This is a genomic window from Achromobacter aegrifaciens, from assembly GCF_902859965.1.
Classification (GTDB): domain Bacteria; phylum Pseudomonadota; class Gammaproteobacteria; order Burkholderiales; family Burkholderiaceae_B; genus Achromobacter; species Achromobacter aegrifaciens.
On record NZ_CADIKO010000001.1, the window covers coordinates 960,345 to 979,749 of the forward strand.

General features: G+C 67.9%; 21 protein-coding genes. 6 read left to right on the forward strand and 15 right to left on the reverse strand.

Annotation, left to right across the window (positions count from 1 at the left end; genetic code table 11):
- Window positions 1-28 precede the first annotated feature (28 nt).
- The gene (locus tag HV793_RS04445) at window positions 29-919 is read right to left on the reverse strand and encodes a segregation and condensation protein A (RefSeq protein WP_054459290.1); all 891 of its coding nucleotides are present in this window, start codon (window positions 917-919) and stop codon (window positions 29-31) included.
- 16 nt (window positions 920-935) lie between these two features.
- The gene (locus HV793_RS04450; RefSeq protein ID WP_042796240.1) at window positions 936-1,124 is read right to left on the reverse strand and encodes a DUF3460 family protein; all 189 of its coding nucleotides are present in this window, start codon (window positions 1,122-1,124) and stop codon (window positions 936-938) included.
- Between the two features lie 98 nt (window positions 1,125-1,222).
- Here HV793_RS04450 and HV793_RS04455 point away from each other — a divergent pair, with 98 nt between their 5' ends.
- On the forward strand, window positions 1,223-2,677 hold the full coding sequence (locus HV793_RS04455; RefSeq protein WP_054459292.1) for a DHA2 family efflux MFS transporter permease subunit: 1,455 nt from the start codon (window positions 1,223-1,225) through the stop codon (window positions 2,675-2,677).
- Window positions 2,664-4,190: a glycerol kinase GlpK gene (gene glpK / locus HV793_RS04460; protein WP_119451860.1), complete on the forward strand. Its 1,527-nt coding sequence runs from the start codon at window positions 2,664-2,666 to the stop codon at window positions 4,188-4,190. Before HV793_RS04455 ends, glpK begins: the two co-directional genes overlap by 14 nt.
- Before the next feature lie 311 nt (window positions 4,191-4,501).
- On the opposite strand, the gene HV793_RS31030 is transcribed toward glpK, so the two are convergent.
- The 7 genes from HV793_RS31030 to HV793_RS04490 form a co-directional block, all read right to left on the reverse strand.
- Window positions 4,502-4,660, reverse strand: a complete 159-nt coding sequence (locus HV793_RS31030; RefSeq protein ID WP_217481755.1) for a hypothetical protein — start codon at window positions 4,658-4,660, stop codon at window positions 4,502-4,504.
- Between the two features lie 192 nt (window positions 4,661-4,852).
- Window positions 4,853-5,593, reverse strand: coding sequence for a lysophospholipid acyltransferase family protein (locus HV793_RS04465; protein ID WP_054459385.1), 741 nt, complete (start codon window positions 5,591-5,593; stop codon window positions 4,853-4,855).
- On the reverse strand, window positions 5,590-6,879 hold the full coding sequence (locus HV793_RS04470; protein ID WP_175212745.1) for a dihydroorotase: 1,290 nt from the start codon (window positions 6,877-6,879) through the stop codon (window positions 5,590-5,592). Before HV793_RS04470 ends, HV793_RS04465 begins: the two co-directional genes overlap by 4 nt.
- Window positions 6,876-7,808, reverse strand: coding sequence for an aspartate carbamoyltransferase (locus HV793_RS04475; protein ID WP_175212746.1), 933 nt, complete (start codon window positions 7,806-7,808; stop codon window positions 6,876-6,878). Before HV793_RS04475 ends, HV793_RS04470 begins: the two co-directional genes overlap by 4 nt.
- A gap of 21 nt (window positions 7,809-7,829) precedes the next feature.
- Complete coding sequence (gene ruvX, locus HV793_RS04480) at window positions 7,830-8,231, reverse strand: Holliday junction resolvase RuvX (protein ID WP_054459420.1); 402 nt, start codon at window positions 8,229-8,231, stop codon at window positions 7,830-7,832.
- Window positions 8,224-8,811, reverse strand: coding sequence for a YqgE/AlgH family protein (locus tag HV793_RS04485; RefSeq protein ID WP_054459390.1), 588 nt, complete (start codon window positions 8,809-8,811; stop codon window positions 8,224-8,226). Before HV793_RS04485 ends, ruvX begins: the two co-directional genes overlap by 8 nt.
- Before the next feature lie 152 nt (window positions 8,812-8,963).
- A complete protein-coding gene (locus HV793_RS04490) occupies window positions 8,964-9,128 on the reverse strand; it encodes a rubredoxin (RefSeq protein WP_003814980.1) in 165 nt (54 codons plus the stop codon).
- 155 nt (window positions 9,129-9,283) lie between these two features.
- On the opposite strand from HV793_RS04490, the gene HV793_RS04495 reads away from it, so the two are divergent.
- The 3 genes from HV793_RS04495 to hemL are packed head-to-tail and all read left to right on the forward strand — an operon-like array spanning window position 9,284 to window position 12,038.
- Window positions 9,284-10,093, forward strand: coding sequence for a bifunctional hydroxymethylpyrimidine kinase/phosphomethylpyrimidine kinase (locus tag HV793_RS04495; protein WP_119452196.1), 810 nt, complete (start codon window positions 9,284-9,286; stop codon window positions 10,091-10,093).
- Window positions 10,090-10,755: a thiamine phosphate synthase gene (thiE, locus tag HV793_RS04500; RefSeq protein ID WP_054459393.1), complete on the forward strand. Its 666-nt coding sequence runs from the start codon at window positions 10,090-10,092 to the stop codon at window positions 10,753-10,755. Before HV793_RS04495 ends, thiE begins: the two co-directional genes overlap by 4 nt.
- A gap of 5 nt (window positions 10,756-10,760) precedes the next feature.
- Window positions 10,761-12,038 (forward strand): glutamate-1-semialdehyde 2,1-aminomutase, encoded by a 1,278-nt coding sequence (hemL, locus tag HV793_RS04505; RefSeq protein ID WP_175212747.1) that lies wholly within the window; start codon window positions 10,761-10,763, stop codon window positions 12,036-12,038.
- 34 nt (window positions 12,039-12,072) lie between these two features.
- Here the strand turns inward: hemL and HV793_RS04510 are convergent, their stop codons facing one another.
- Window positions 12,073-12,825: a lytic transglycosylase domain-containing protein gene (locus HV793_RS04510; RefSeq protein ID WP_054459396.1), complete on the reverse strand. Its 753-nt coding sequence runs from the start codon at window positions 12,823-12,825 to the stop codon at window positions 12,073-12,075.
- A 264-nt stretch (window positions 12,826-13,089) separates the two neighbouring features.
- Between HV793_RS04510 and HV793_RS04515 the strand changes: the two genes are divergently transcribed.
- On the forward strand, window positions 13,090-14,832 hold the full coding sequence (locus HV793_RS04515) for a flagellar assembly protein A (RefSeq protein WP_119452195.1): 1,743 nt from the start codon (window positions 13,090-13,092) through the stop codon (window positions 14,830-14,832).
- Window positions 14,833-14,850: 18 nt separating this feature from the next.
- On the opposite strand, the gene HV793_RS04520 is transcribed toward HV793_RS04515, so the two are convergent.
- Genes HV793_RS04520 through HV793_RS04540 form a run of 5 tightly spaced genes read right to left on the reverse strand, consistent with a single transcriptional unit; the run spans window position 14,851 to window position 19,400 of the window.
- A complete protein-coding gene (locus HV793_RS04520; protein WP_054459400.1) occupies window positions 14,851-15,657 on the reverse strand; it encodes an SDR family oxidoreductase in 807 nt (268 codons plus the stop codon).
- 13 nt (window positions 15,658-15,670) lie between these two features.
- Window positions 15,671-16,282: a cysteine hydrolase family protein gene (locus tag HV793_RS04525; protein ID WP_054459402.1), complete on the reverse strand. Its 612-nt coding sequence runs from the start codon at window positions 16,280-16,282 to the stop codon at window positions 15,671-15,673.
- Window positions 16,279-16,812 carry an aromatic-ring-hydroxylating dioxygenase subunit beta gene (locus HV793_RS04530; RefSeq protein WP_175212748.1) on the reverse strand — a complete coding sequence of 178 codons (534 nt, stop codon included), beginning with the start codon at window positions 16,810-16,812 and terminating at the stop codon, window positions 16,279-16,281. Before HV793_RS04530 ends, HV793_RS04525 begins: the two co-directional genes overlap by 4 nt.
- On the reverse strand, window positions 16,803-18,146 hold the full coding sequence (locus HV793_RS04535) for an aromatic ring-hydroxylating dioxygenase subunit alpha (RefSeq protein WP_175212749.1): 1,344 nt from the start codon (window positions 18,144-18,146) through the stop codon (window positions 16,803-16,805). Before HV793_RS04535 ends, HV793_RS04530 begins: the two co-directional genes overlap by 10 nt.
- Window positions 18,147-18,155: 9 nt before the next feature.
- Window positions 18,156-19,400, reverse strand: coding sequence for a dienelactone hydrolase family protein (locus HV793_RS04540; protein ID WP_054459407.1), 1,245 nt, complete (start codon window positions 19,398-19,400; stop codon window positions 18,156-18,158).
- Window positions 19,401-19,405 lie beyond the last annotated feature (5 nt).

A 19,405-nucleotide genomic window follows, 5' to 3' on the forward strand; every position in this document is an offset into this window, starting at 1 on the left:
TCCGGGGTTGGGAGCAGCCCGGTGAGGATCAGGCCGCGACCGCCGACACGCTGGTGTAGGCCAGGCGCACGTAGATGGGAGCATAGGGCTCGGCCTGCGTAATTTCCAGCAGGGACTCGCGCGCCAGCTCCAGCATGGCGATGAAATGCACGACGACCACCGCCGCGGGCGCGCCTTCGCGGACGCGCTCCATGAACAGGTCGCCGAATTCCATGAAGCGCACGTCGTTCAGGCGCCGCAGGATATGCGTCATGTGATCGCGCACGGACAACTGTTCGCGCGTGATGTGGTGATGCTGGTTCAGCTTGGCCCGCTTCATGATGTCGGCCCACGCCGCGCGCAAGTCGTCCACGCTGACCTCGGGCAGCATGCGCTCGACGCTCAGGTCGGCCACCGCCTGGCTGCTGACGAAGTCGCGGCCCAGCTGCGGCATCGCGTCCAGCTTCTGGGCGGCCAGCTTCATCTGCTCGTATTCGAGCAGGCGGCGCACGAGTTCGGCGCGTGGATCTTCCGGCTCTTCGCCGGTGTCGGTCTTCTTGACCGGCAGCAGCATGCGCGACTTGATCTCGATGAGCATCGCCGCCATCAGCAGGTACTCTGCGGCCAGCTCCAGGTTGTGGATGCGGATCTGCTCCACATACGACAGATACTGCCGCGTGACATCCGCCATGGGGATGTCCAGCACATTGAAGTTCTGCTTGCGGATCAGGTAGAGCAGCAGGTCGAGCGGCCCTTCAAACGCTTCCAGAAACACTTCCAGCGCATCCGGCGGGATGTACAGGTCCGTGGGCATCTGGAACAGCGGCTCGCCATACAGGCGCGCGAACGCCACGCTGTCGATCGTGTCAGGGGTGCTGTCGACGGGCGGTTCCACTAGCGCGGCCAGGGCGTCGCCCGGGACGGAAGCGTTTTGGGCCATGATTGCCGCAATGGGCTCAGTCGGCCTGGTAGACGTACGGCTTTTGCGGCACGCGGGCCGCGCGGAAGCCTTCCAGCAGCTCCGAGTCCTGCGGTTTGTCCCAAAGGCGGGCGCGGCCCTCGCGCTGGCGCTCTTCGGTGCCAGGATGCGATTTCTTGTAGTCCTTCAGGAAAAGGGTGATCTCGGATTCGTAGTTGGTCGCCATGGCACCAATTTCAATGGGTTTCGGATGTAGGGAGTTTACTTCACGGCGGCCCACCCCCCGGCGTTACAATCTCGCGGCACCCATCGCCCCCGCCCGCCATGTCCGCAGAAACCGCAGCAGCAGCCCGCCCCGCTCCTCTTTCCAGTGAGCAAGCCGCGCGCGCGGCGCGCATGATTCCCTTCATCGTGGGCTGTGCGCTGTTCATGCAGATGCTGGACGCCACCGTGGTCGCCACTGCCCTGCCAGCCATGGCCCACGCCCTGGGTTCGACCCCGGTACGGCTGAACGTGGCCATTACTTCCTACCTGCTGTCGGTGGCGGTATTCGTGCCCGTCAGCGGCTGGGCGGCCGACCGCTACGGCGCGCGGCGGGTATTCGTGGCGGCGATCGGCCTGTTCACGCTCAGCTCGGTGGCCTGTGCGCTGTCCCAGGATCTGCCGCAACTGGTCCTGGCCCGCATCGTCCAGGGGATGGCGGGCGCAATGATGGTGCCGGTGGGGCGCATCATCCTGCTGCGCACCGTGCCCAAGCAGGACTTGCTGAAGGCCATGTCCTTCCTTTCCATTCCGGCCCTGCTGGGCCCCGTGATCGGACCGCCGTTGGGCGGCTTCATGGTCACCTACATGTCCTGGCACTGGATCTTCCTGATCAATATCCCTATCGGTATCCTGGGAATTTTCCTGGTGCTGCGCTACGTCGCGGAAATCCGCGAGGAAGCCGCCCCGCGCCTGGACTGGCCGGGCTTCCTGCTCAGCGCGATCTGCCTGGCGACCCTGGTCAGCGGTTTCGAGGCCATCGGCCGCGACGTCATGCCGCCGTCCGTGCTGCTGGGGCTGATCGTGGTCGGCACGATCTGCGGCCTGCTCTATGGCTGGCATGCCAAGCGCACCGAACACCCCATCATCGACCTGTCGCTGATGCGGATCCCCACCTTCGCCATCTCCACGCTGGGCGGCAACCTGTGCCGTTTCGCCGTGGGCGCCACGCCCTTCCTGCTGGCCATGCTGCTGCAGGTGGGTTTTGGCCTCACGCCGTTCGCGGCCGGCCTGATCACCTTCGCCAGCGCCGCGGGCGCGCTGCTGATGAAGTTCGTGGCCACCCCCATCGTCAAGCACTTCGGCTTTCGCCGGGTCCTGACCGTGAACGCCGTGCTGGCGGGCGCGTTCATCGTGGTCTGCGGCGCCTTCACGCCCACCACGCCGGTGTGGCTGATGATCGCGATCCTGCTGGTCGGCGGCTTTTTCCGTTCGCTGCAGTTCACCGGGGTAAATACGCTAACCTATGCCGACATCCCCCCGTCCAAGATGAGCCGCGCCAGCAGTTTCGCCGCGATGGCGCAGCAGCTGGGCATCAGCCTGGGCGTGGGCGTGGCCGCGGTGACGCTGAACATCAGCATGTCCCTGCGCGGCGCGGAAACGCTGGCGATCCGCGATGTCGTCGCGGGCTTCATCGTCGTCGGCGTGCTGTGCATGGCTTCGACCTTCTCCTTTAGACGCCTCGACCCTCTGGCCGGGGCACACCTGAACGGCGCCAAACAAAGTGACGACGAATGAATTTGTCCTAGCCCTGGACCAGGGCACGACCAGCTCCCGCGCAATCGTGTTCGACCGTGAGGGCGTGGTGCGCGGCGTGGGCCAGCGCGAATTCCGCCAGCACTATCCGCGGCCGGGCTGGGTCGAGCACGATGCCAGCGAGATCTGGCATAGCCAGCTGGACGTGGCGCGCGAAGCCCTGCGCAATGCCGGCGCGACCGCCGCCGACATCGCCGCCATCGGCATCACCAATCAGCGCGAAACCACCCTGATCTGGGAACGCGCCACCGGCCGCCCGCTGGCGCGCGCCATCGTCTGGCAGGACCGCCGCACGGCGCCCATGTGCGACCAACTGCGCCAGGACGGCCACGCCGATTTCCTGCAATCGCGCACCGGCCTGGTGCTGGACGCCTATTTTTCCGGCACCAAGCTCGCCTGGCTGCTGGATCACGTGCCGGGCGCACGCCAGATGGCCGATCGCGGCGAACTGGCCTTTGGCACGGTGGACACCTGGCTGATCTGGCAACTGACGGGCGGCGCGGTGCACAGCACCGACCCGAGCAATGCCTCGCGCACCATGCTGTTCGACCTGCACACGCAGGACTGGAACGACGAGATCCTGGCGCTGCTGAAGATCCCGCGCAGCGTGCTGCCCACCATCGCGCCCAGCAGCGCGGTGGTGGGTGAAGCCCTGCCCGAATGGTTGGGCGGTTCGATCCCGATTGCCGGCAACGCCGGCGACCAGCAGGCCGCCACCTTCGGCCAGGCCTGCTTCACGCCGGGCATGGCAAAGAACACCTACGGCACCGGCTGCTTCATGCTGATGAACGTGGGCGAAAAACCTGTGCAGTCCCACAACAACCTGCTGTCCACGGTAGGCTGGGGCCTGCCGCAGGCCGGCAACAGCGGCTGGCGCCCGACCTACATGCTGGAAGGCGGCGTGTTCGTGGCCGGCGCGGCGGTGCAGTGGCTGCGCGACGGCCTGGGCATCATCCAGCGTTCGGAAGAAATCGAATCCCTGGCCGCCAGCGTGGCCGACACCGACGACGTCTTCATGGTCCCGGCCTTCGCCGGCCTGGGCGCGCCGCACTGGGATCCGTATGCGCGCGGCACGCTGGTGGGCCTGACCCGCGGCACCACCCGCGCCCACATCGCCCGCGCCACGCTGGAATCCATCGCTCTGCAAAGCGCCGAACTGCTGACCTGCATGAACGGCGACAGCGGCATCGCGCTGACCGAGCTGCGCGTGGACGGCGGCGCCGCCCGCAACGACCTGCTGATGCAGATGCAGGCGGATTTGCTGGGCGTCCCGGTGGTCCGCCCGCGCGTATCGGAATCGACGGCGCTGGGCGCCGCGGGGTTGGCGGGGCTGGCGGTAGGGTTCTGGTCGGGGCTGGAGGAGTTTGCCTCGAAGTGGCAGGCTGAGCGGACGTTCGAACCGACTTGGCCGGAGTCCGTGCGGGCTGCGCGGATGAAGCGGTGGCGGCAGGCGGTGGAGTTGTCCAAGGGGTGGTCGGATAGTGCTGGGAAGTAGGCGGGCTTTGTAGCTTCTGGCGCTGAGTTCGCCCGAGGCTGCGTTTGCATGGTTTCGAGGCGCCGTTCCAGTGCTTCGTAGGCCGCCCATCGGCGCGGGCGCCTGAGTGGCGGGCGCCCACGATTGCGGTCCGGAGCCTTCGCTCCGGACTGCCCCGTCGTCATCTTCGTCCAGGCCTTCGGCCTTCCCTTCAGATTCCCTCGGGCGCATCGAGGTTGCCCGCCACTCAGGCGCCCGCGCCGATGGGCTACTTGAATCTTGGACTGATGCGCTGCTAGAGCTGTGGTCAGGGACGATTCTTGGGCTGCCCGTCATTCTCGGCCGCGCGGGCGGCCGAGAATGACATACGTGATTCCTTGAATTTCGATTGTGTTCGCTTGCGCGAATGCGGCGAGTGGTTTGCTAATGGTCGCCAGCTCATGGGGGATGGGCGGTGATGGATGGCGCGCGGTGACGAACTGCTTGCGCATGCTGACCGTCACGCGCGCCACCCATCCCGCACTGACGTTGAATGACGATGGTTGGCCAACCGACGCGCTTCAACGTCCCGCATACCCAAAATCACCAACCACCAGCGCGCAGCGCCAACACGCGACGCAAGACACCGCGTAAGCCCCAAAAGGCCGCCCGCGACGACGGACGACCTACGAAGCGCTTATGCGCTACAGCACACTCGAAATCGCATCCCGCGCCTGATGAGACAACTCCAGCCGCGTAGGCAAACTCCCGTCCGGATGCCGCGCCGCCAACGGCGGCAGGAACACCACTTCGACGGCCAGTCCGGTCACCCCCAGCACCCGCCAGAGATTCGCAACCAAGGACTCTTCCCCCACGAACGCCGCGTAACCGCTGCGCTTGCCATGCTGCAGGAAGCGCAAGGCCACGGGCTGGATCTCGACGGCGGCCGAACGCGCCGGTTCGAACAGGCTGGCGTGGAAGGGCAATAACTCGAAACCCTCGCTCGTCGTGCCTTCGGGGAACAGCCCCACCGCGTCGCCCTGCTTGAAGCGGGCTTGCATGGATTCACCCATGGCGTGCACCGCGTGGCGCTGGCCGCGTTCGATGAAGAGCGTACCGGCGCCGGCCACCAGCCAGCCGATGATCGGCCAACTGCGGATTTCGCTTTTGGCGACGAAGGACGTGGCGCGCGCCGAGTTCAGCACGAAGATGTCGATCCAGGACACGTGGTTGGCCACCAGCAGCACCGGACCGGTCAGGCGCGGCTCGCCCTTGAGGACGACCCGCAGGCCACAGAAAGCCATCAGGCAGCGCGACCAGCGGCGGTTCAGCCAGGCACGTGATTTGGGGCCGATCAGGGGATATACCAGGCCTACACACAAGAGGCCGAAGAGAATCCAGGGCACCACGAGGAACAGCCTAAGGACAAAGCGCAGCAGCTTCAAACCGGAGTCTCCCAGGCCAGGCTGCCACCTACCACGGTGGCGCGTACGCGGCCGGGCAGCATCATACCCGCGAACGGGGTATGGCCGCTGCGGCTTTGCAGCGCGCCGGGCATCACCAGCCATTCGGCTTCCAGATCGGCCAGGCACAGGTCCGCTGACGCTCCCACGCCCAGATGGCCGGCGGATGCGGCCAGCGGAGAAACGCTGGCCAGCACCGCGGCGGGGCCGCAAGTGACCCGCGCCAGTGCTTCGGGCAGAGGTCGGCGGTGGTCGCGCGCCCACTTCAGGGCCAGGGACAGCAGCAGCTCCAGTCCGGTAGCGCCGGGCTCGGCCAACGGGAACGGCACGGCTTTGGCGGCGTCGTCGATCGGATTGTGATCGGAGCACAGCGCATCGACAGTGCCGTCGGCCAACGCGGCCTGGATCGCGTCGCGATCGCGCTGGCCGCGCAGCGGCGGGTTCAGGCGGAAGTCCGTGTTGAAGAAGCCGATGTCCACGTCAGTCAGGTGCAGACTGTGGACGGACACGTCGGCCGTGACCGGCAGGCCCTCGCGCCGGGCGGCGCGCAGCAGTTCCAGGCCAGCGGCCGAGGACAGCCGCGTCAGGTGCACGCGCGCGCCGGTGGCGCGCTGCAGTTCAAAAATGGTGTGCAGGGCCACGGTTTCCGCCTGCGGCGGCAGCCCTTCGAGGCCCAGGCGCTCGGCGTAGGCGCCGCTTGCGGCGACCGCGCCGCGCGCAAGCCACGGATCCTGTGGTCGCAGCCACAGCGCCAGGCCCATGCCGCTGGCGTAGCGCATCGCGCCCCAGAACACGCGCGTATCGGCGATGCCTTGTTCGCCGTGCGTATAGGCGAGGCAGCCCGCCTGCGCCAGCAGGCCCATCTCGGCCAGCGTTTCGCCGGCCAGTCCCACCGTCATCGCGCCCAAGGGATGGACCCGGCATTGCCCGGCCTCGGCGTGGCGCATCAAGGCCTCGGCCTTGCCGGGTTCATCCAGCGGCGCGCCAGGGTCCGGTGGCAGCACCAGCCGGGTGACGCCACCGGCAAGCGCCGCGCGCAGTTCGGCAGCGGCGAAGGCCGCCGCGCCCGGTTGCGTGACGCGCGCGGACAAATCGATCAGGCCCGGCAACACCGCCAGCCCGCTGGCGTCCAGCGAGCGATCCGCTTGAAAACCGTCGGGCGCGCGGCCCACGGCGACGACGTGGCCGTCGGCGATGTAGAGGTCGTGCTGTCCGTCCACCGCGTTGGCGGGATCGATCAGCCGGCCATTGGCGATATGCAGCCTCACGACGCGTCTCCGGTCAGCAATTCCAAGGCGGCCAGACGCAGATGCTGCTCGATATCCTCCAGCCGCGCCTCGATGGGCGCCAGGCTGGCCGACACATCGCCGTCGACCTCGATGCCGGGCGTCAACACGCCCGCCGGCAGCAGCAGGGCATCGGAGCGGGCCGCGGCCAGGGCATCCGGCGTCAGGCCGTAGGCCTGCGCGTATTCGCGTGCGGAAGGGAGTTGCGCGCCGCTGATGCCTTCCACTTGCAAGGGCAGCGCGATGATGACGTCTGCATCCTGCAAGCCCTCGCGCAGCGAGGCGCAGGCGCGCACGCCGAGCTGCGGCAGTCCGTCGGGCAACAGGGTGCGCGGCGCGGCGGCGCGGACTTCGGGCACGCCCAGCGTGGTCATGGCATGGATGACGGGACGCGCCACGCGCGAGTGGCGGATGTCGCCCACCAGCGTCACGGCCAGGTTGGTCAGGTCCTGCCGCGCGTCGAGCATGGCTTGCACCAGCGCCAGCGCGGGCAAGGGATCGGCGTGGCAGCCGTCGCCTGCGTTGAGGATGCGCAGGCCCGGCGCCGCGTGCGCGGCCGCGCAATGCGCCGCGCCGCTGGCGCCATGGCGCAGCACCAGCAGGCCCGGGGCCAGGCGCGAGACGGTTGCGGCCAGCGCGTCGCCAGCCTGCGGATCCAGCATGACCGCAGACAGCGACACGCGCTGCGCGGCGGCGGCAAAGGCATCGCGGTCTTGCGTGGACTCATCGGGCAGGCACAGGAATACCGGCATCGCGGACGACGGGCCGGCTGGCGCCTCTCCCGTTGTATCGCCGCGCGCCGCCCAGGCGCGCGCCGCGTCCAGCAGCCGTTCGACGTGCCTGCGGGGCAGCCCTTCGGTGGTCAACAGGTGTATCAGTTCGCCGCGGCGATCGAGTTGCGGATTGAGCATAGGCAGTCCGGACCGCGTGCATCAAGCCGCAGGCAGGGTGTCCAGGTATCGTTGCAGGATAACAGCCGCCGCCATCGCGTCGTCCGCCGCATGGGTGCCCAGCAGGCGCTGCGCCTCCATGCTGGAACCGCGTTCGTCGACCAGTTCGACGGCGAGGCCGAAGCGGCCGTGCAATTGATTGGCAAAGCGGCGGCAGCGCGCGGTGGCGGGTTGCTCGCCGCCGTCGGCGTCCAGGGCCAGACCCACGACGACACGGTGGGGCTGCCACTCCTGCAAGAGCGCCGCGATGCGGCCGAAGCGCGCCTCGCGGACTTCGCTGAAGATGATTTCCAGCGGACGCGCCTGGCGCGTCAGCGTATTGCCGATGGCGATGCCGATCTTCTTCTCGCCGAAATCGAAGGCAAGCAGGGTCTCTTCAGGCATGTCCGGCATCGCCCGCCAGCATCACCGGATCGATGCCCAGCAGCTTCAGCGCGGCCGGATAGCGTTCCTCGGGGGGCACGTCGAAAATGATGTCGTCGTCAGCGCCCACGCTGAGCCAGGCGTTCTGCGCCATCTCGCTCTCGAGCTGGCCCGCGCCCCAACCGGCATAACCCAGCGTGACCAGCATGCGGGCCGGCCCCTTGCCGTCGGCCACGGCCTGCAGCACGTCGCGCGAGGTGGTCAGCGCCATGTCGCCCAGCTTGATGCTGGAGCTGTAGTCGCCGGCCGGCGCGTGCAGCACGAAACCGCGGTCGGTCTGCACCGGACCGCCAAAGAAGACCAGGGTGTCCTTCACGGGACCGATCTCGAGCGTCAGGTCGATGCGCTCGAACAAGGTGCCCAGCGTCAGGTCGGTGGGCCGGTTGATGACCAGGCCCAGCGCGCCACGTTCGGTGTGTTCGCAGACATAGATGACCGAACCCGCCAGGCTGCCTTCCACCATGCCGGGCATGGCGATCAGGAACTGGTTGGCAAAATTGGCTGCCTGCGTCGCGGCGTCTTCGTGATGTTTTTCCGTCATGGCAACCCCTACATGGGTAATCTGAAAGAACCGTGGGGAGGCCGCGCGTATCCAGCAAGCATCATGCCTGGCGGCAGTCGGGTCCACGGTTGCGAGGGATGGGGCCTAGCCCCATCTTACGAGCCTTGGCGGAATATGTCGGCGCTATGGCCTCAGATTTCCATCAATTCGAAGTCCTCTTTGCGGGCGCCGCATTCAGGACAGACCCAGTTCGGGGGCACGTCTTCCCAGCGGGTGCCGGGCGCAATGCCTTCGTCGGGCAGGCCGGCCTCTTCGTCATAGACCCAGCCGCAAATCAAACACATCCAAGTACGCATAGTTCTCTCTTACATCAATCCAGGCCCTTGCCCGGCATCAGGGCAAAGGTGAGGGGCTTCCATTAGAATGGGGACAATCTTACCGAAACCCAATAGGGGTTCCCCTGATTCACCGCAAATGAGTCCGGGCGCCCCCCCACTCTAACGCTGTCCAAGTGGCCCCCGTTACTCCCCCTCTCGTTTTGGTCTTCGGTCCGCTCGATCCCTCGGGTTCCGACGGCTTGCCGGCAGATGCCGTCACTTGTGCCGGCCTGGGTTGCCATGGCCTCGCGGCCGTGACCGCGCTGACCGTGCGGGATACCGCCGGCATCGAAGAAATCCATCCCGTTACACCCGACCTGCTGGACGATCAGGCGCGCTGCCTGCTCGAAGACATGTCCGTGCAGGCCATCAAGGTGGGCGGACTATACACCGCGGAAACCGCCAGCGTCGCAGCGCAGATCGCCGCCGATTACAGCCAGGTGCCGCTGGTCCTGCATCTGGGCCAGCGCGCCCAGCCGCCGGCCGACGCCGCCGACGAGGACGATGCCGACGACCTGCTGGCCGCCACCCTGGAGCTGGTGCTGCCGCAGACGGACCTGCTGATCATCGAGCACCTGCGTCTGGCGCAGTGGCACGCCGACGGCGACATTGATATCGGGGACGCACCGACACCCATGCACGCCCTGCTGGCGGCGGGCGCGGAATGGGTTCTGGTTCTGGGCAGCCCGCAGCGGCCCGGCCACTACGCCAACATGCTGCTAGGCCCCAACGGTCAGACCGCCACCCTGCCCTGGCAGGCGCCCCCGGACCGCAACGGCGACGCCGGCGGCGTGGCCGCCACTGCCATCGCGGCCATGCTGGCTCGCGGCCTGGAAATGCCGGAAGCCGTGCGCCAGGGGCTGGCGCACGCCGACGCGGCAGTCGCCGCCAGCTTCCTGCCGGGCATGGGCCGGCGCATTCCCAACCGGATTCCCTCCCAATGAAAGCGCTGCGCTTCCCCACTGGCCTGTATGGCGTCACCCCCGAATGGGACGACACCGATCGCCTGCTGCTGGCGGTGCGCCAGGCCGCCGCGGGCGGCATGCGCTCGCTGCAGCTGCGCCGCAAGAACGTGCCTGACGCCGTGCGCGCCGCCCAGGCCCGCGCGCTGGCGCCGCTGTGCCGCGAGCTGGGCGTAGTCTTCCTGATCAACGACGACTGGCGCCTGGCGCTGGAAGTGGGCGCCGACGGCGCGCACGTCGGCCGCGAGGACGAAAGCCTGGCGCGAATCCGCGCCGAGGCCGGTCCCGACCTGATCCTGGGCGGCTCCAGCTACGACGACCTGGGCCGCGCGCAGGAACTGCTGGCCGCGGGCGCCGATTACATCGCCTTCGGCGCCATGTATGCCTCCACCGTCAAGCCCGACACCGTGCGCGCGCCGCTGTCGGTGCTGACCGAAGCCCGCCGCCTGACGGACACCTGCGACGCCCCCCGGCCCGCGGTCGTCGCCATCGGCGGCATCACGCCCGACAACGCGCCGTTGGTGGCCCAAGCGGGCGCCGACGCCATTGCCGTCATCACCGCGCTATTCGAAGCGCCCAGCATCCGCGCCGCCGCGGCCGCATGCTCCGCGCCCTATTCCGCAAACCCCAACCGCAAGCCTTGAACGCCATGTCCAGTAACGCTCAGCTTTTCGAACGCGCCTGCCGCAGCATCCCCGGCGGCGTCAACTCGCCCGTTCGCGCCTTCCGCTCCGTGGGCGGCACGCCGCGCTTCATCAAGCGCGCGCAGGGCCCGTACGTGTGGGACGCGGAAGACAAGCAGTACATCGACTACGTCGGTTCCTGGGGCCCGGCCATCCTCGGCCATTCGCATCCTGAAGTGGTGCGCGCCGTGCAGGACGCGGCGGTCAACGGCCTGTCCTTCGGCGCTCCCACCGAAGCGGAAATCGAGCTGGCCGAAGTGCTGATCTCGCGCCTGCCCTCGCTGGAGCAGGTGCGCCTGGTCAGCTCGGGCACCGAAGCGACCATGACGGCCATCCGCCTGGCCCGCGGCGCCACCGGCCGCGCCAAGATCGTGAAGTTCGAAGGCTGCTACCACGGCCATTCGGACAGCCTGCTGGTGAAGGCGGGCTCGGGCCTGCTGACCTTCGGCAACCCCAGCTCGGCCGGCGTGCCGCCGGAATTCGTTTCGCACACGCTGACCCTGGAATACAACAACCTGGACGCCGTGCGCGAGGCTTTCGCCCAGCATGGCGCCGACATCGCCTGCATCATCGTCGAGCCGGTCGCCGGCAACATGAACCTGATCAAGCCGGCCCCTGGCTTCCTGGAAGGCCTGCGCGAGGTCTGCACGCAGCACGGCGCGCTGCTGATCTTCGACGAAGTCATGACCGGTTTCCGCGTCGGCCCGCAAGGCGTGCAAGGCCTGACCGGCGTCAAGCCCGACATCACCACGCTGGCCAAGGTGATCGGCGGCGGCATGCCGGTGGGCGCCTTCGGCGGCAGCGCCGAGATCATGAAGCACATCGCCCCGCTGGGCGGCGTCTATCAGGCCGGCACGCTGTCGGGCAACCCGGTGGCCGTGGCCGCGGGCCTGGCCACGATGCGCCTGATCGCCGCTCCGGGCTTCTACGACAAGCTGTCGGCCCAGACCGCCAAGCTGGCCCAGGGCCTGCAGGAACGCGCCCGCACCGCGGGCCTGGCCTTCTCGGCCGACTCGGTGGGCGGCATGTTCGGCATCTACTTCAGCGATAAGGTCCCGACCTCGTTCGCCGAAGTCTCGGCCTGCGACACGGCGGCGTTCAATCGCTTCTTCCATGCCATGCTGGACCACGGCGTGCACTTCGCGCCGTCCGCCTTCGAAGCGGGCTTTGTCTCGGCCACGCACGACGACGCGGTGATCAAGTCCACCCTGGACATCGCCGAAAAGGTCTTCGCGTCCATGTAACGACGCCGGGGAGCCGGCCCGCGGCCGCTCCCCTTCAAGGCGCCTTGTAGTGCTCGTACAAGGCGGTCACATCCCGCACGTACGCCTGGGTCTCCGCATAGGGCGGCACGGCGTCATATTTGCGCACCGCCCCTTCCCCCGCGTTATAGGCCGCCAGCGCCAGATCCAGCCGGCCCGGATACTGGTCGATCAGCCGGCGCAGATGGCGCGAGCCCGCGTTCACATTGGTCGCCGGATCCACCAGCGCCGTCTCCACGTCAGCCACTGAAAGCAGCGGCGCCGCGGTGGCAGGCATCAACTGCATCAGGCCCAACGCCCCCTTGGGCGAACGCGCATCGCTGCGAAAGCCCGATTCGATTGCGATCACGGCCCTGAGCAAGGCCTGGTCCACGCCCGACTCCCGGGCCGCCCGGGCAATCAGCCCGTCATGCGCCTGCGGCACCTTCAGGTCTTCCCAACGCTGCGCGCGCGAGGCAGAGGCCAGCGTCACCAGGCGCGCGCCATCGCCGGACTTGGGCTCGCAGTCCAGACAGACCTTCATGCTGCTGCCGCGCCAGGCGGTCCTGGCCTGCGCCCGCTTGTAATACTTGGCGTAACCCGTGGGCACCTTCATCGACCGCCACACGCCATACGGATCTTTGTAGCGATAGATGTCGGCCGCCTGGGCGGAACCGGCGGGCGCCAGGGCCAGAACGCCGCTCACCAGGGCCGCCAGCGCCGCCATGCCCGCGGCGCGCGCCGCGAAGGCGCGCAGGGCCGGCAGGACGGGACAGGGATGGCGGTGCATGGGCGGCTCCGGCGGCGTCCGAAGACGCGGAATCGAGCTCCTATGCTGCTGCGGCAACGCCCTTTTGTCGCTAGTACCGACGCCCTAGTCCTGCCCGGACGGTCGCCATCCCGGGCAAACAGGGGCAGAACTAGGGCATGCGGCGGAATTTGCCCCACCTACTTTCCAGTAGCCTATAACGCTTGGGATAGAATATGACTTAATATTTCCTATGATTACCAAATAATTTCACCTGGCAGAAACACCAGGCTGGAGAGAGGCAAGATGGACGCAGAAAACACGCTCCGGCTGACGCTGGACGCCACGACCAACGTCCTGACGGCGGTCTACACGCCGCCCGCGCGTCCCGACTCGGCGGATTCCGCCCTGGCGCCCGCCTCGCCAGCCGAGACAGACGGCGCAACCGCCCTGGACACCGAGGTCAGCGTCGCGGTCGACGACGACGAACCGCGTCCCAACGTCAATGCCGACCTGCCCAGCTGGGACACCCTGGCAGCGGCGGCCGTCGCTCAGGGCTGGGGTGCCGAGGCGCTGGACAGCCAGGCCGTCCTGACCTTCATCGACCTGTGCCGCCACGCCAACGAAACCGTGAAGGCCCCGGTCGGCCAGGTCATCGACGGCTCACTAGAGCTGGAACTGGACGCCGAGCGCATGTCTGCCCTGCTGACCCTGCTCCCGCCCAAGGGCGGCAAGCCCGTCACGTTGGAAGCCGTGCGCCAGGTGCTGGCCGAACGCGGCATTGTCCACGGGATCCTGGAACAGGAGCTGATCGACGCCGTCACGCAGGGCCGCCGCGAAACCACGCAGATCGCCCGCGGCACGCCGCCCACCCGCGGCACCCCGACGCGCTTCGAAAGCCTGCTGGACCGCCTCAAGCCCCGCGGCCAGGATATCGACGAACTGGCCCAGGTCGACTACCGCGACCTCGGCAGCCTGCTGCTGGTCACGCCCGGCATGCCACTGATGCGGCGCACGCCGCCCCTGCCCGGCGTGGACGGCAGCACCGTGCTGGGCGAACCGATCCTGCCCAACGAACTGCCTGACACGCCGTTCGCCAGCGACCTGTCCGGCGCCGCCGTCGACCCGGAAGATCCGCTGCTGCTGCGCGCCACCATCGCCGGCACGCCCACCCTGGTCAGCCACGGCGTGCAGGTGAATCCGCTGGTCGAAGTCGACGCCGTCAACCTCAGCACCGGCAACATCCATTTCGAAGGCTCGCTGCTGGTGCGCGGCGACATCGCCGCCACCATGGAAGTCCACGTGACGGGCGACGTGATGGTCAACGGCACCATGGAAGCTGCGCTGGTCGAGGCCGGCGGCAACGTCACGGTCAAGGGTGGCATCATCGGCCTGGCCGAAGCCCTGCAAGACGCCACCGCCGCCGCGCGCACCGCGCGCGTCGTCTGTGGCGGCGCACTGCGCGCCAAGTTCATCGAAAACGCCGTCATCAGTGCAGGCAAGGACGTAGACGTGGAGCGCGAAATCCGCCAGAGCAGCATCGCGGCCGGCGGCAGCGTCAACGTCGGCCCGCCCAACACCCAGCAAAGCGCCATCACCGGCGGCCAGACCCGCGCCATGCAGGCCGTACGCGCCGGCACCATTGGTTCGCCCTCGGGCATCCCGACGCTGGTGCAGGCCGGCCTGGATCCGCATGCCGACATCAAGCGTTCGGCATTGGCGCGCAAGCGCCAGAAGATGCACGAGGAAAAATCCAAGCTGGAGCAACTGCTGATGTTCCTGAAGGCCAATCCTCAACGCGCCCCGGGCGACGTAGCCGACCGCGCCCGCAACACCCACGTCAAGCTCAGCCAGGACCTGCTGGCGCTGGACGCGGAGGAAGCCCAGCTGGTGCTGGACCTGCAGCCCCTGGCCAGCGCCACCATCCAGGCCGCGCGCCGCTTCTGCGGCGGCGCGACGATTCAGGTGGGCAACAAGGTGCAGGAATTCCTGGAAGACCAGATCGGCGGCAAGGCCGCCGTCGAAGAAGGGCAGATCGTCATCCGCTGACCCTGCCCGCTGGCGCCCTCAGGGCGCCAGTTCCTTGAACCAGGCGCGCGGCGAAATGCCGCGGTCCGGCCCCAGGATGGAAAAGCCGCCGTCCACGGGTATGTCCACACCCGTCATCCACGAAGCCGCGTCGGAGCAGGCGAAGCACACCGCCGCGGCGATCTCCTCGCCCGACCCTACCCGCCCCAGCGGATGGAAATGCGCTCCCACCGCGTCCGCCGCTGGACGCGAACCGCCCGACAACTGTTCCACCGACGGCGACCAGGTCCAGGCCGGCGACACCGCCAGCACGCGCACGCCGGCCGGCGCCAGCTCCACCGCGAAGTTCTTGGTGATCTGCAGCAGCGCCGCTTTGGACGCCGGATAAAGCGCGCGCCCGGCCGCGCCGAACTTGCCGCCGGTGCTGCCCATGTTCACCACCACGCCGCCGCGCGGCAGCAGCGGCGCAGCCAGTTGCGTGAAGATGGCCGCCGACACCAGGTTGGTGTCCAGCGTGTTGTGCCATTCCTCGCGCGACGAGGCCAGGCCCCGGTCCGCGTACTGGCAAGCGTTGTTGACCAGGATATCCAGCCGTCCGAAACGCGCCACGGCAGCATCGATGCAGCGCTGTATCTGCGCGTCCTGCCCGATGTCGGTTTCGCAATACAGCGCACGGCCGTCCAGCTCGTCTTCGAGCTTGCGGCCGGCCTCGGCGTTGCGCCCGACCAGCACCACGTTGACGCCAGCCGCGGCCAGGCCGCGCGCGATGTCCGCGCCCAGTCCCTGGGTGCTGCCAGTGACGATGGCGGTCTTGCCGGCCAGCCCGGGAAAGCCTGTGAAATCCATGATGAATCCTTGATCAATGAGGCGCGGCGGCCCAGCGCACAGCTTCCGCCACCGGCCCGGTTTGCGCAATCAGGCGCATGCTGGCCAGCGACGCGTCATGCACCGCCGGGTCGGCGGACGCGCAGGCGTCCTGCGCCACCATGACCTCGAAGCCGATGTCGGCCGCATGGCGCACCGTGCCCTCCACCACCGAATGCGTGGCGACGCCTGCCACCACCAGCCGACGCGCGCCCAAGAGCCGCAGGGTCTCTTCCAGCGGCGTGCCGTAGAAGGCGCTGATGCGGGTGTGCTTCACCACGAACTCGCGCGCGCTGCCGGCCAGCGGCTGCAGCCCCTCGTAAAACGCGCTGCCCCACTGCCCCTCCGGCACCGCGCCGATGGCGGCCACGTTGCGGAAGATGGGGCAATTGGCCATCAGGTCGGCGTAATCCGGCCGGAATGCGATGCGCACGTGCACGATGGGCAGATCATGCGCCCGCGCCCCCGCCAGCAGGGCCGCCGCGTTGTCCAGCAGGCGCTGGCGCGCCCCGCTGTCCGCATCCAGGCCGACACGGATCTTGCCCTCGGGGTGCAGCACGTCGTTCTGGAAGTGCAGCGCCAGCACCGCGGCGTCGGTCGCAGTCACACGAACACCTCGAACACGTCGTGCACGTCGTCGCAATTGACCAGATCCACCCGCTTCATGCGGATACGCCAGCTGTCGCCCTCGGCGGCCAGCTTGTGGGTATAGCGGCCCGCCAATTGGCGCGGCTGGCGCTTGCGCCATTCGGTCATCTGGAAGGTGGAATGCACCACCAGATTACCGCCGGCGTCCACGCCCTCGATCTCCACCGCGCCCACCAGCCGCGCGCTGCGTGTGGGCGGCTGCTGCGACCAGTTGCGCGGATGCTCCAGCCGGCGGATGCGCACGTCGCGCAGCATGCGGTCTTCCCAGAACAGCGAGATGTGGTCGTAGGGGCTCTGCTGGCCCGCCGTGCGCGGCATCCAGTACATGCCGTCGGCGGTCCACAGCGCCTGCCAGTCGTCGTAGCGGCGTTCGTCCAGCAGGCGGGCCTCGCGGTACAGGAACTGCGCGATGCGGTGATAGGCGTCGGCCGGGACCTCGGCCGGCGACAGGCCTTCCGTGCTCACGTCGAAATCAAGGTCTAGCAGCATGAGCGGTCTCCGGTGGCGGCTTCGGCGGCGGCGGGGCCGGCTTCCATATAGGTCTTCCAGGCGTCGAACTGGTTGCGCATGGGCAGCTCGCTGGTGCCGTTGACCGACACCAGGCCTTCGCTATCGCTGCGGTCGCTGCCGTGGTAGCGGTGCATGCTGACCCATTCGCCGCCTCGCGTGGCGTTGCCTTCCTGGCAGCGGTTGTAGAGTTCGATGTCGTCTGGCATGACGTTGGACGAAGGCGAGTTGATGACGTTGGCGTACAGCATGGCGCGCTTGAAAACGCCGTCCGGCGCGCCCTTGCAGCGGAAGGTCTGAATCTCGATCATGGTGCGGTCGACGGCGATGGGTCGGATCACGCGGAACTGCTGGAACACCGTGTGGGGCGAGCCGCTGCCGTAGATCACCGTGTTGTGGCGGTTCATGCCCAGGATCTCGCGGGCGCGCGCCTCGCCGTAGGCGGCGGTCAGGGTTTCGAAATGCGCGCGCGACACCGGGTCGCGCTCGGCCGCGCCCGGATTGAAGATGCCTTCCATGTAGCCGTGGCCGTTGGGATAGGCGCGCAGCTCCAGCTTTTCCCAGAATTCGTAGGGTTCGCCGTTGCCGTCCATGATGTGCAGCTCCAGCGGCATCTCGCCCATTTCCTTGGCTTCGTCGCGGGCCGCGGCATACGACGATTCATGCGTGACGCGGGCATGCATGGTGTCGTGCAGGTTCTCGTAGAACACCTTCCAGTTGGAACGCTGCATGACGCGGAAGATGCCACCGGCCACTTCCACCTCGCCCACCGGCGAACGGTCGCAGAGATTGTCGATCGACGAGCGCACGCCGCCCAGGAAGTCTTCCAGCGCCGGGCCGTCCTTGGCCTGGCTGGCGAACACGAAGCCGCGATAGCTTTCCACGCGCGCCACCCGGCGCATCGAAAAGGACGGATCGGCGGGATCGTAGGCCGTACCCTCCAGCCCCTGCTTCAACGGCACGCCCAGATGGCTGCCATCCAGCTTGAAGGTCCAGGCGTGGTAGGGGCAGCGGAAGAACTTGCCGACGCAGCCCTCGCCGTCGGCCACTACCTTGGCGCCCTTGTGCGGGCAGCGGTTGTACAGCACATGCACGCGGCCGTCGGTGGCGCGCACCATCAGCACGTCCTGGTCGCCCAGGCGCGTGGTGTGGTAGTCGCCCGTCTTGGGCACCTGGCTTTCGTGCCCCACGTAGATCCAGGCGCGGCCATAGATCCGCTGCATCTCCAGGTCGAAGATGGCGGGGTCGGTGTAGACGCCGCGGTGCACGCTGTCGCCGCGCACCATCGCGGCCAATTGCTCTTCGGTGTATGACATGTCCGGCTCCTACTTGTTCTCGCTTTCTTTCCAGCGCGCCATCAACGTGTTCGACGGCAGGGTCTCGTCCAGCAGCTTGGCAGCGGTCTCGCGACCGGCCACGGGCAGGCCCTTGGGGTCCAGCAGGCCCACCTGCACCAGCACGCTGGCCTGGTCCCAATAGATGTGCTCGTGATAGAGCTTGTCGCCGCGGAACTTGACGATGGCGATCAGCGGAATCTCCACGTACTTGCCCGTGGGCTTCACGCCCGGCAGCAGCCAGTCGATCTCGGTGGTGTGCGTGAAGCAGAACAGCAGCTCGTCCACGATCTGCGTCGCGCCCACCGTGCGCGACAGCGGCACCAGGCGCGTATCCGGCGGATTGCTGTTGACGAAGTGATGCTGGTAGAAGCGGCTCAGCTCTTTGTGGCCCACGCCCCCGGTCATGGTGGGAATGTGGTTAACGTAGGGTTCGGCCACCATGGTCGCCATGGTCGCCGCCACATCGCGCGTGCCGAATTCGTACTCGCAGTGCTTGTCCCACAAGTACGAATAGTCGAACTCCGGCCCGATGGCGCGCTGCAAGGCCGCCATGCTGCGCTGATGCGCCATCAGCGCCGAAGGCTTGTCGTAATGGTCCCCGCCCGTGCGCGCGAACGCATGGTCCATGCCCGGGTAGACGTAGATCTGCACCCCGGGCTTGTTGCCCAGCGCTTCCAGGATGCGCTGACGCGCCTCGGGCGGACAGAAGCCGTCCTGCTCGGCGATGTGCAGCACCAGCCGGCCGCGCAGTTGCGCCGCTTCGTCCAGGCTGTTCTCGATGCCTACGCCGTAGTAGCCGATGGCCACGTCCACGTCGGTGCGGCAGGCGGCCAGGTAGGCCAGCTTGCCGCCCAGGCAGTAGCCCAGCACGCCCACCCCGCCCTGCTGTTCAGGCAGCCCGCGCAGCGCGGCGATGGTGGACGCGATGTCCTTCAGGCCCAGCTCTACGTCGAATTTCTGGTAAAGCTCGAAGGCGCGCGGCATGTCGGCCGGGCCATCGGTCAGCTGGATGCCCGGCTGCTGGCGCCAGAACAGGTCCGGCACCAGCACCACATAACCTTCCTCGGCCAACAGCTGCGCCGCGCGGCGCATGAAATCGTTCACGCCGAAGATCTCCTGGCACAGCACCAGACCCGGGCCATGCCCGGACGCCGGCACGGCCAGATAGGCGCCGAAGGACTTGCCGTCATGCGAGGCCACCGTCACTTCGCGCGTCGTAATGTTCTGGGTCATACGTA

Bases quoted from the DNA above. Each gene is read 5' to 3' on its own strand.
- HV793_RS04535 (WP_175212749.1), bottom strand. From the start codon at position 18,146: ATGTCATACACCGAAGAGCAATTGGCCGCGATGGTGCGCGGCGACAGC.
- HV793_RS04510 (WP_054459396.1), bottom strand. From the start codon at position 12,825: ATGCACCGCCATCCCTGTCCCGTCCTGCCGGCCCTGCGCGCCTTCGCG.
- HV793_RS04485 (WP_054459390.1), bottom strand. From the start codon at position 8,811: ATGACGGAAAAACATCACGAAGACGCCGCGACGCAGGCAGCCAATTTT.
- HV793_RS04520 (WP_054459400.1), bottom strand. From the start codon at position 15,657: ATGGATTTCACAGGCTTTCCCGGGCTGGCCGGCAAGACCGCCATCGTC.
- HV793_RS04450 (WP_042796240.1), bottom strand. From the start codon at position 1,124: ATGGCGACCAACTACGAATCCGAGATCACCCTTTTCCTGAAGGACTAC.
- HV793_RS04530 (WP_175212748.1), bottom strand. From the start codon at position 16,812: ATGCTGCTAGACCTTGATTTCGACGTGAGCACGGAAGGCCTGTCGCCG.
- HV793_RS04540 (WP_054459407.1), bottom strand. From the start codon at position 19,400: ATGACCCAGAACATTACGACGCGCGAAGTGACGGTGGCCTCGCATGAC.
- HV793_RS04515 (WP_119452195.1), top strand. From the start codon at position 13,090: ATGGACGCAGAAAACACGCTCCGGCTGACGCTGGACGCCACGACCAAC.
- hemL (WP_175212747.1), top strand. From the start codon at position 10,761: ATGTCCAGTAACGCTCAGCTTTTCGAACGCGCCTGCCGCAGCATCCCC.
- HV793_RS31030 (WP_217481755.1), bottom strand. From the start codon at position 4,660: ATGCGCAAGCAGTTCGTCACCGCGCGCCATCCATCACCGCCCATCCCC.
- HV793_RS04455 (WP_054459292.1), top strand. From the start codon at position 1,223: ATGTCCGCAGAAACCGCAGCAGCAGCCCGCCCCGCTCCTCTTTCCAGT.
- thiE (WP_054459393.1), top strand. From the start codon at position 10,090: ATGAAAGCGCTGCGCTTCCCCACTGGCCTGTATGGCGTCACCCCCGAA.
- HV793_RS04445 (WP_054459290.1), bottom strand. From the start codon at position 919: ATGGCCCAAAACGCTTCCGTCCCGGGCGACGCCCTGGCCGCGCTAGTG.
- HV793_RS04490 (WP_003814980.1), bottom strand. From the start codon at position 9,128: ATGCGTACTTGGATGTGTTTGATTTGCGGCTGGGTCTATGACGAAGAG.
- ruvX (WP_054459420.1), bottom strand. From the start codon at position 8,231: ATGCCTGAAGAGACCCTGCTTGCCTTCGATTTCGGCGAGAAGAAGATC.
- HV793_RS04475 (WP_175212746.1), bottom strand. From the start codon at position 7,808: ATGCTCAATCCGCAACTCGATCGCCGCGGCGAACTGATACACCTGTTG.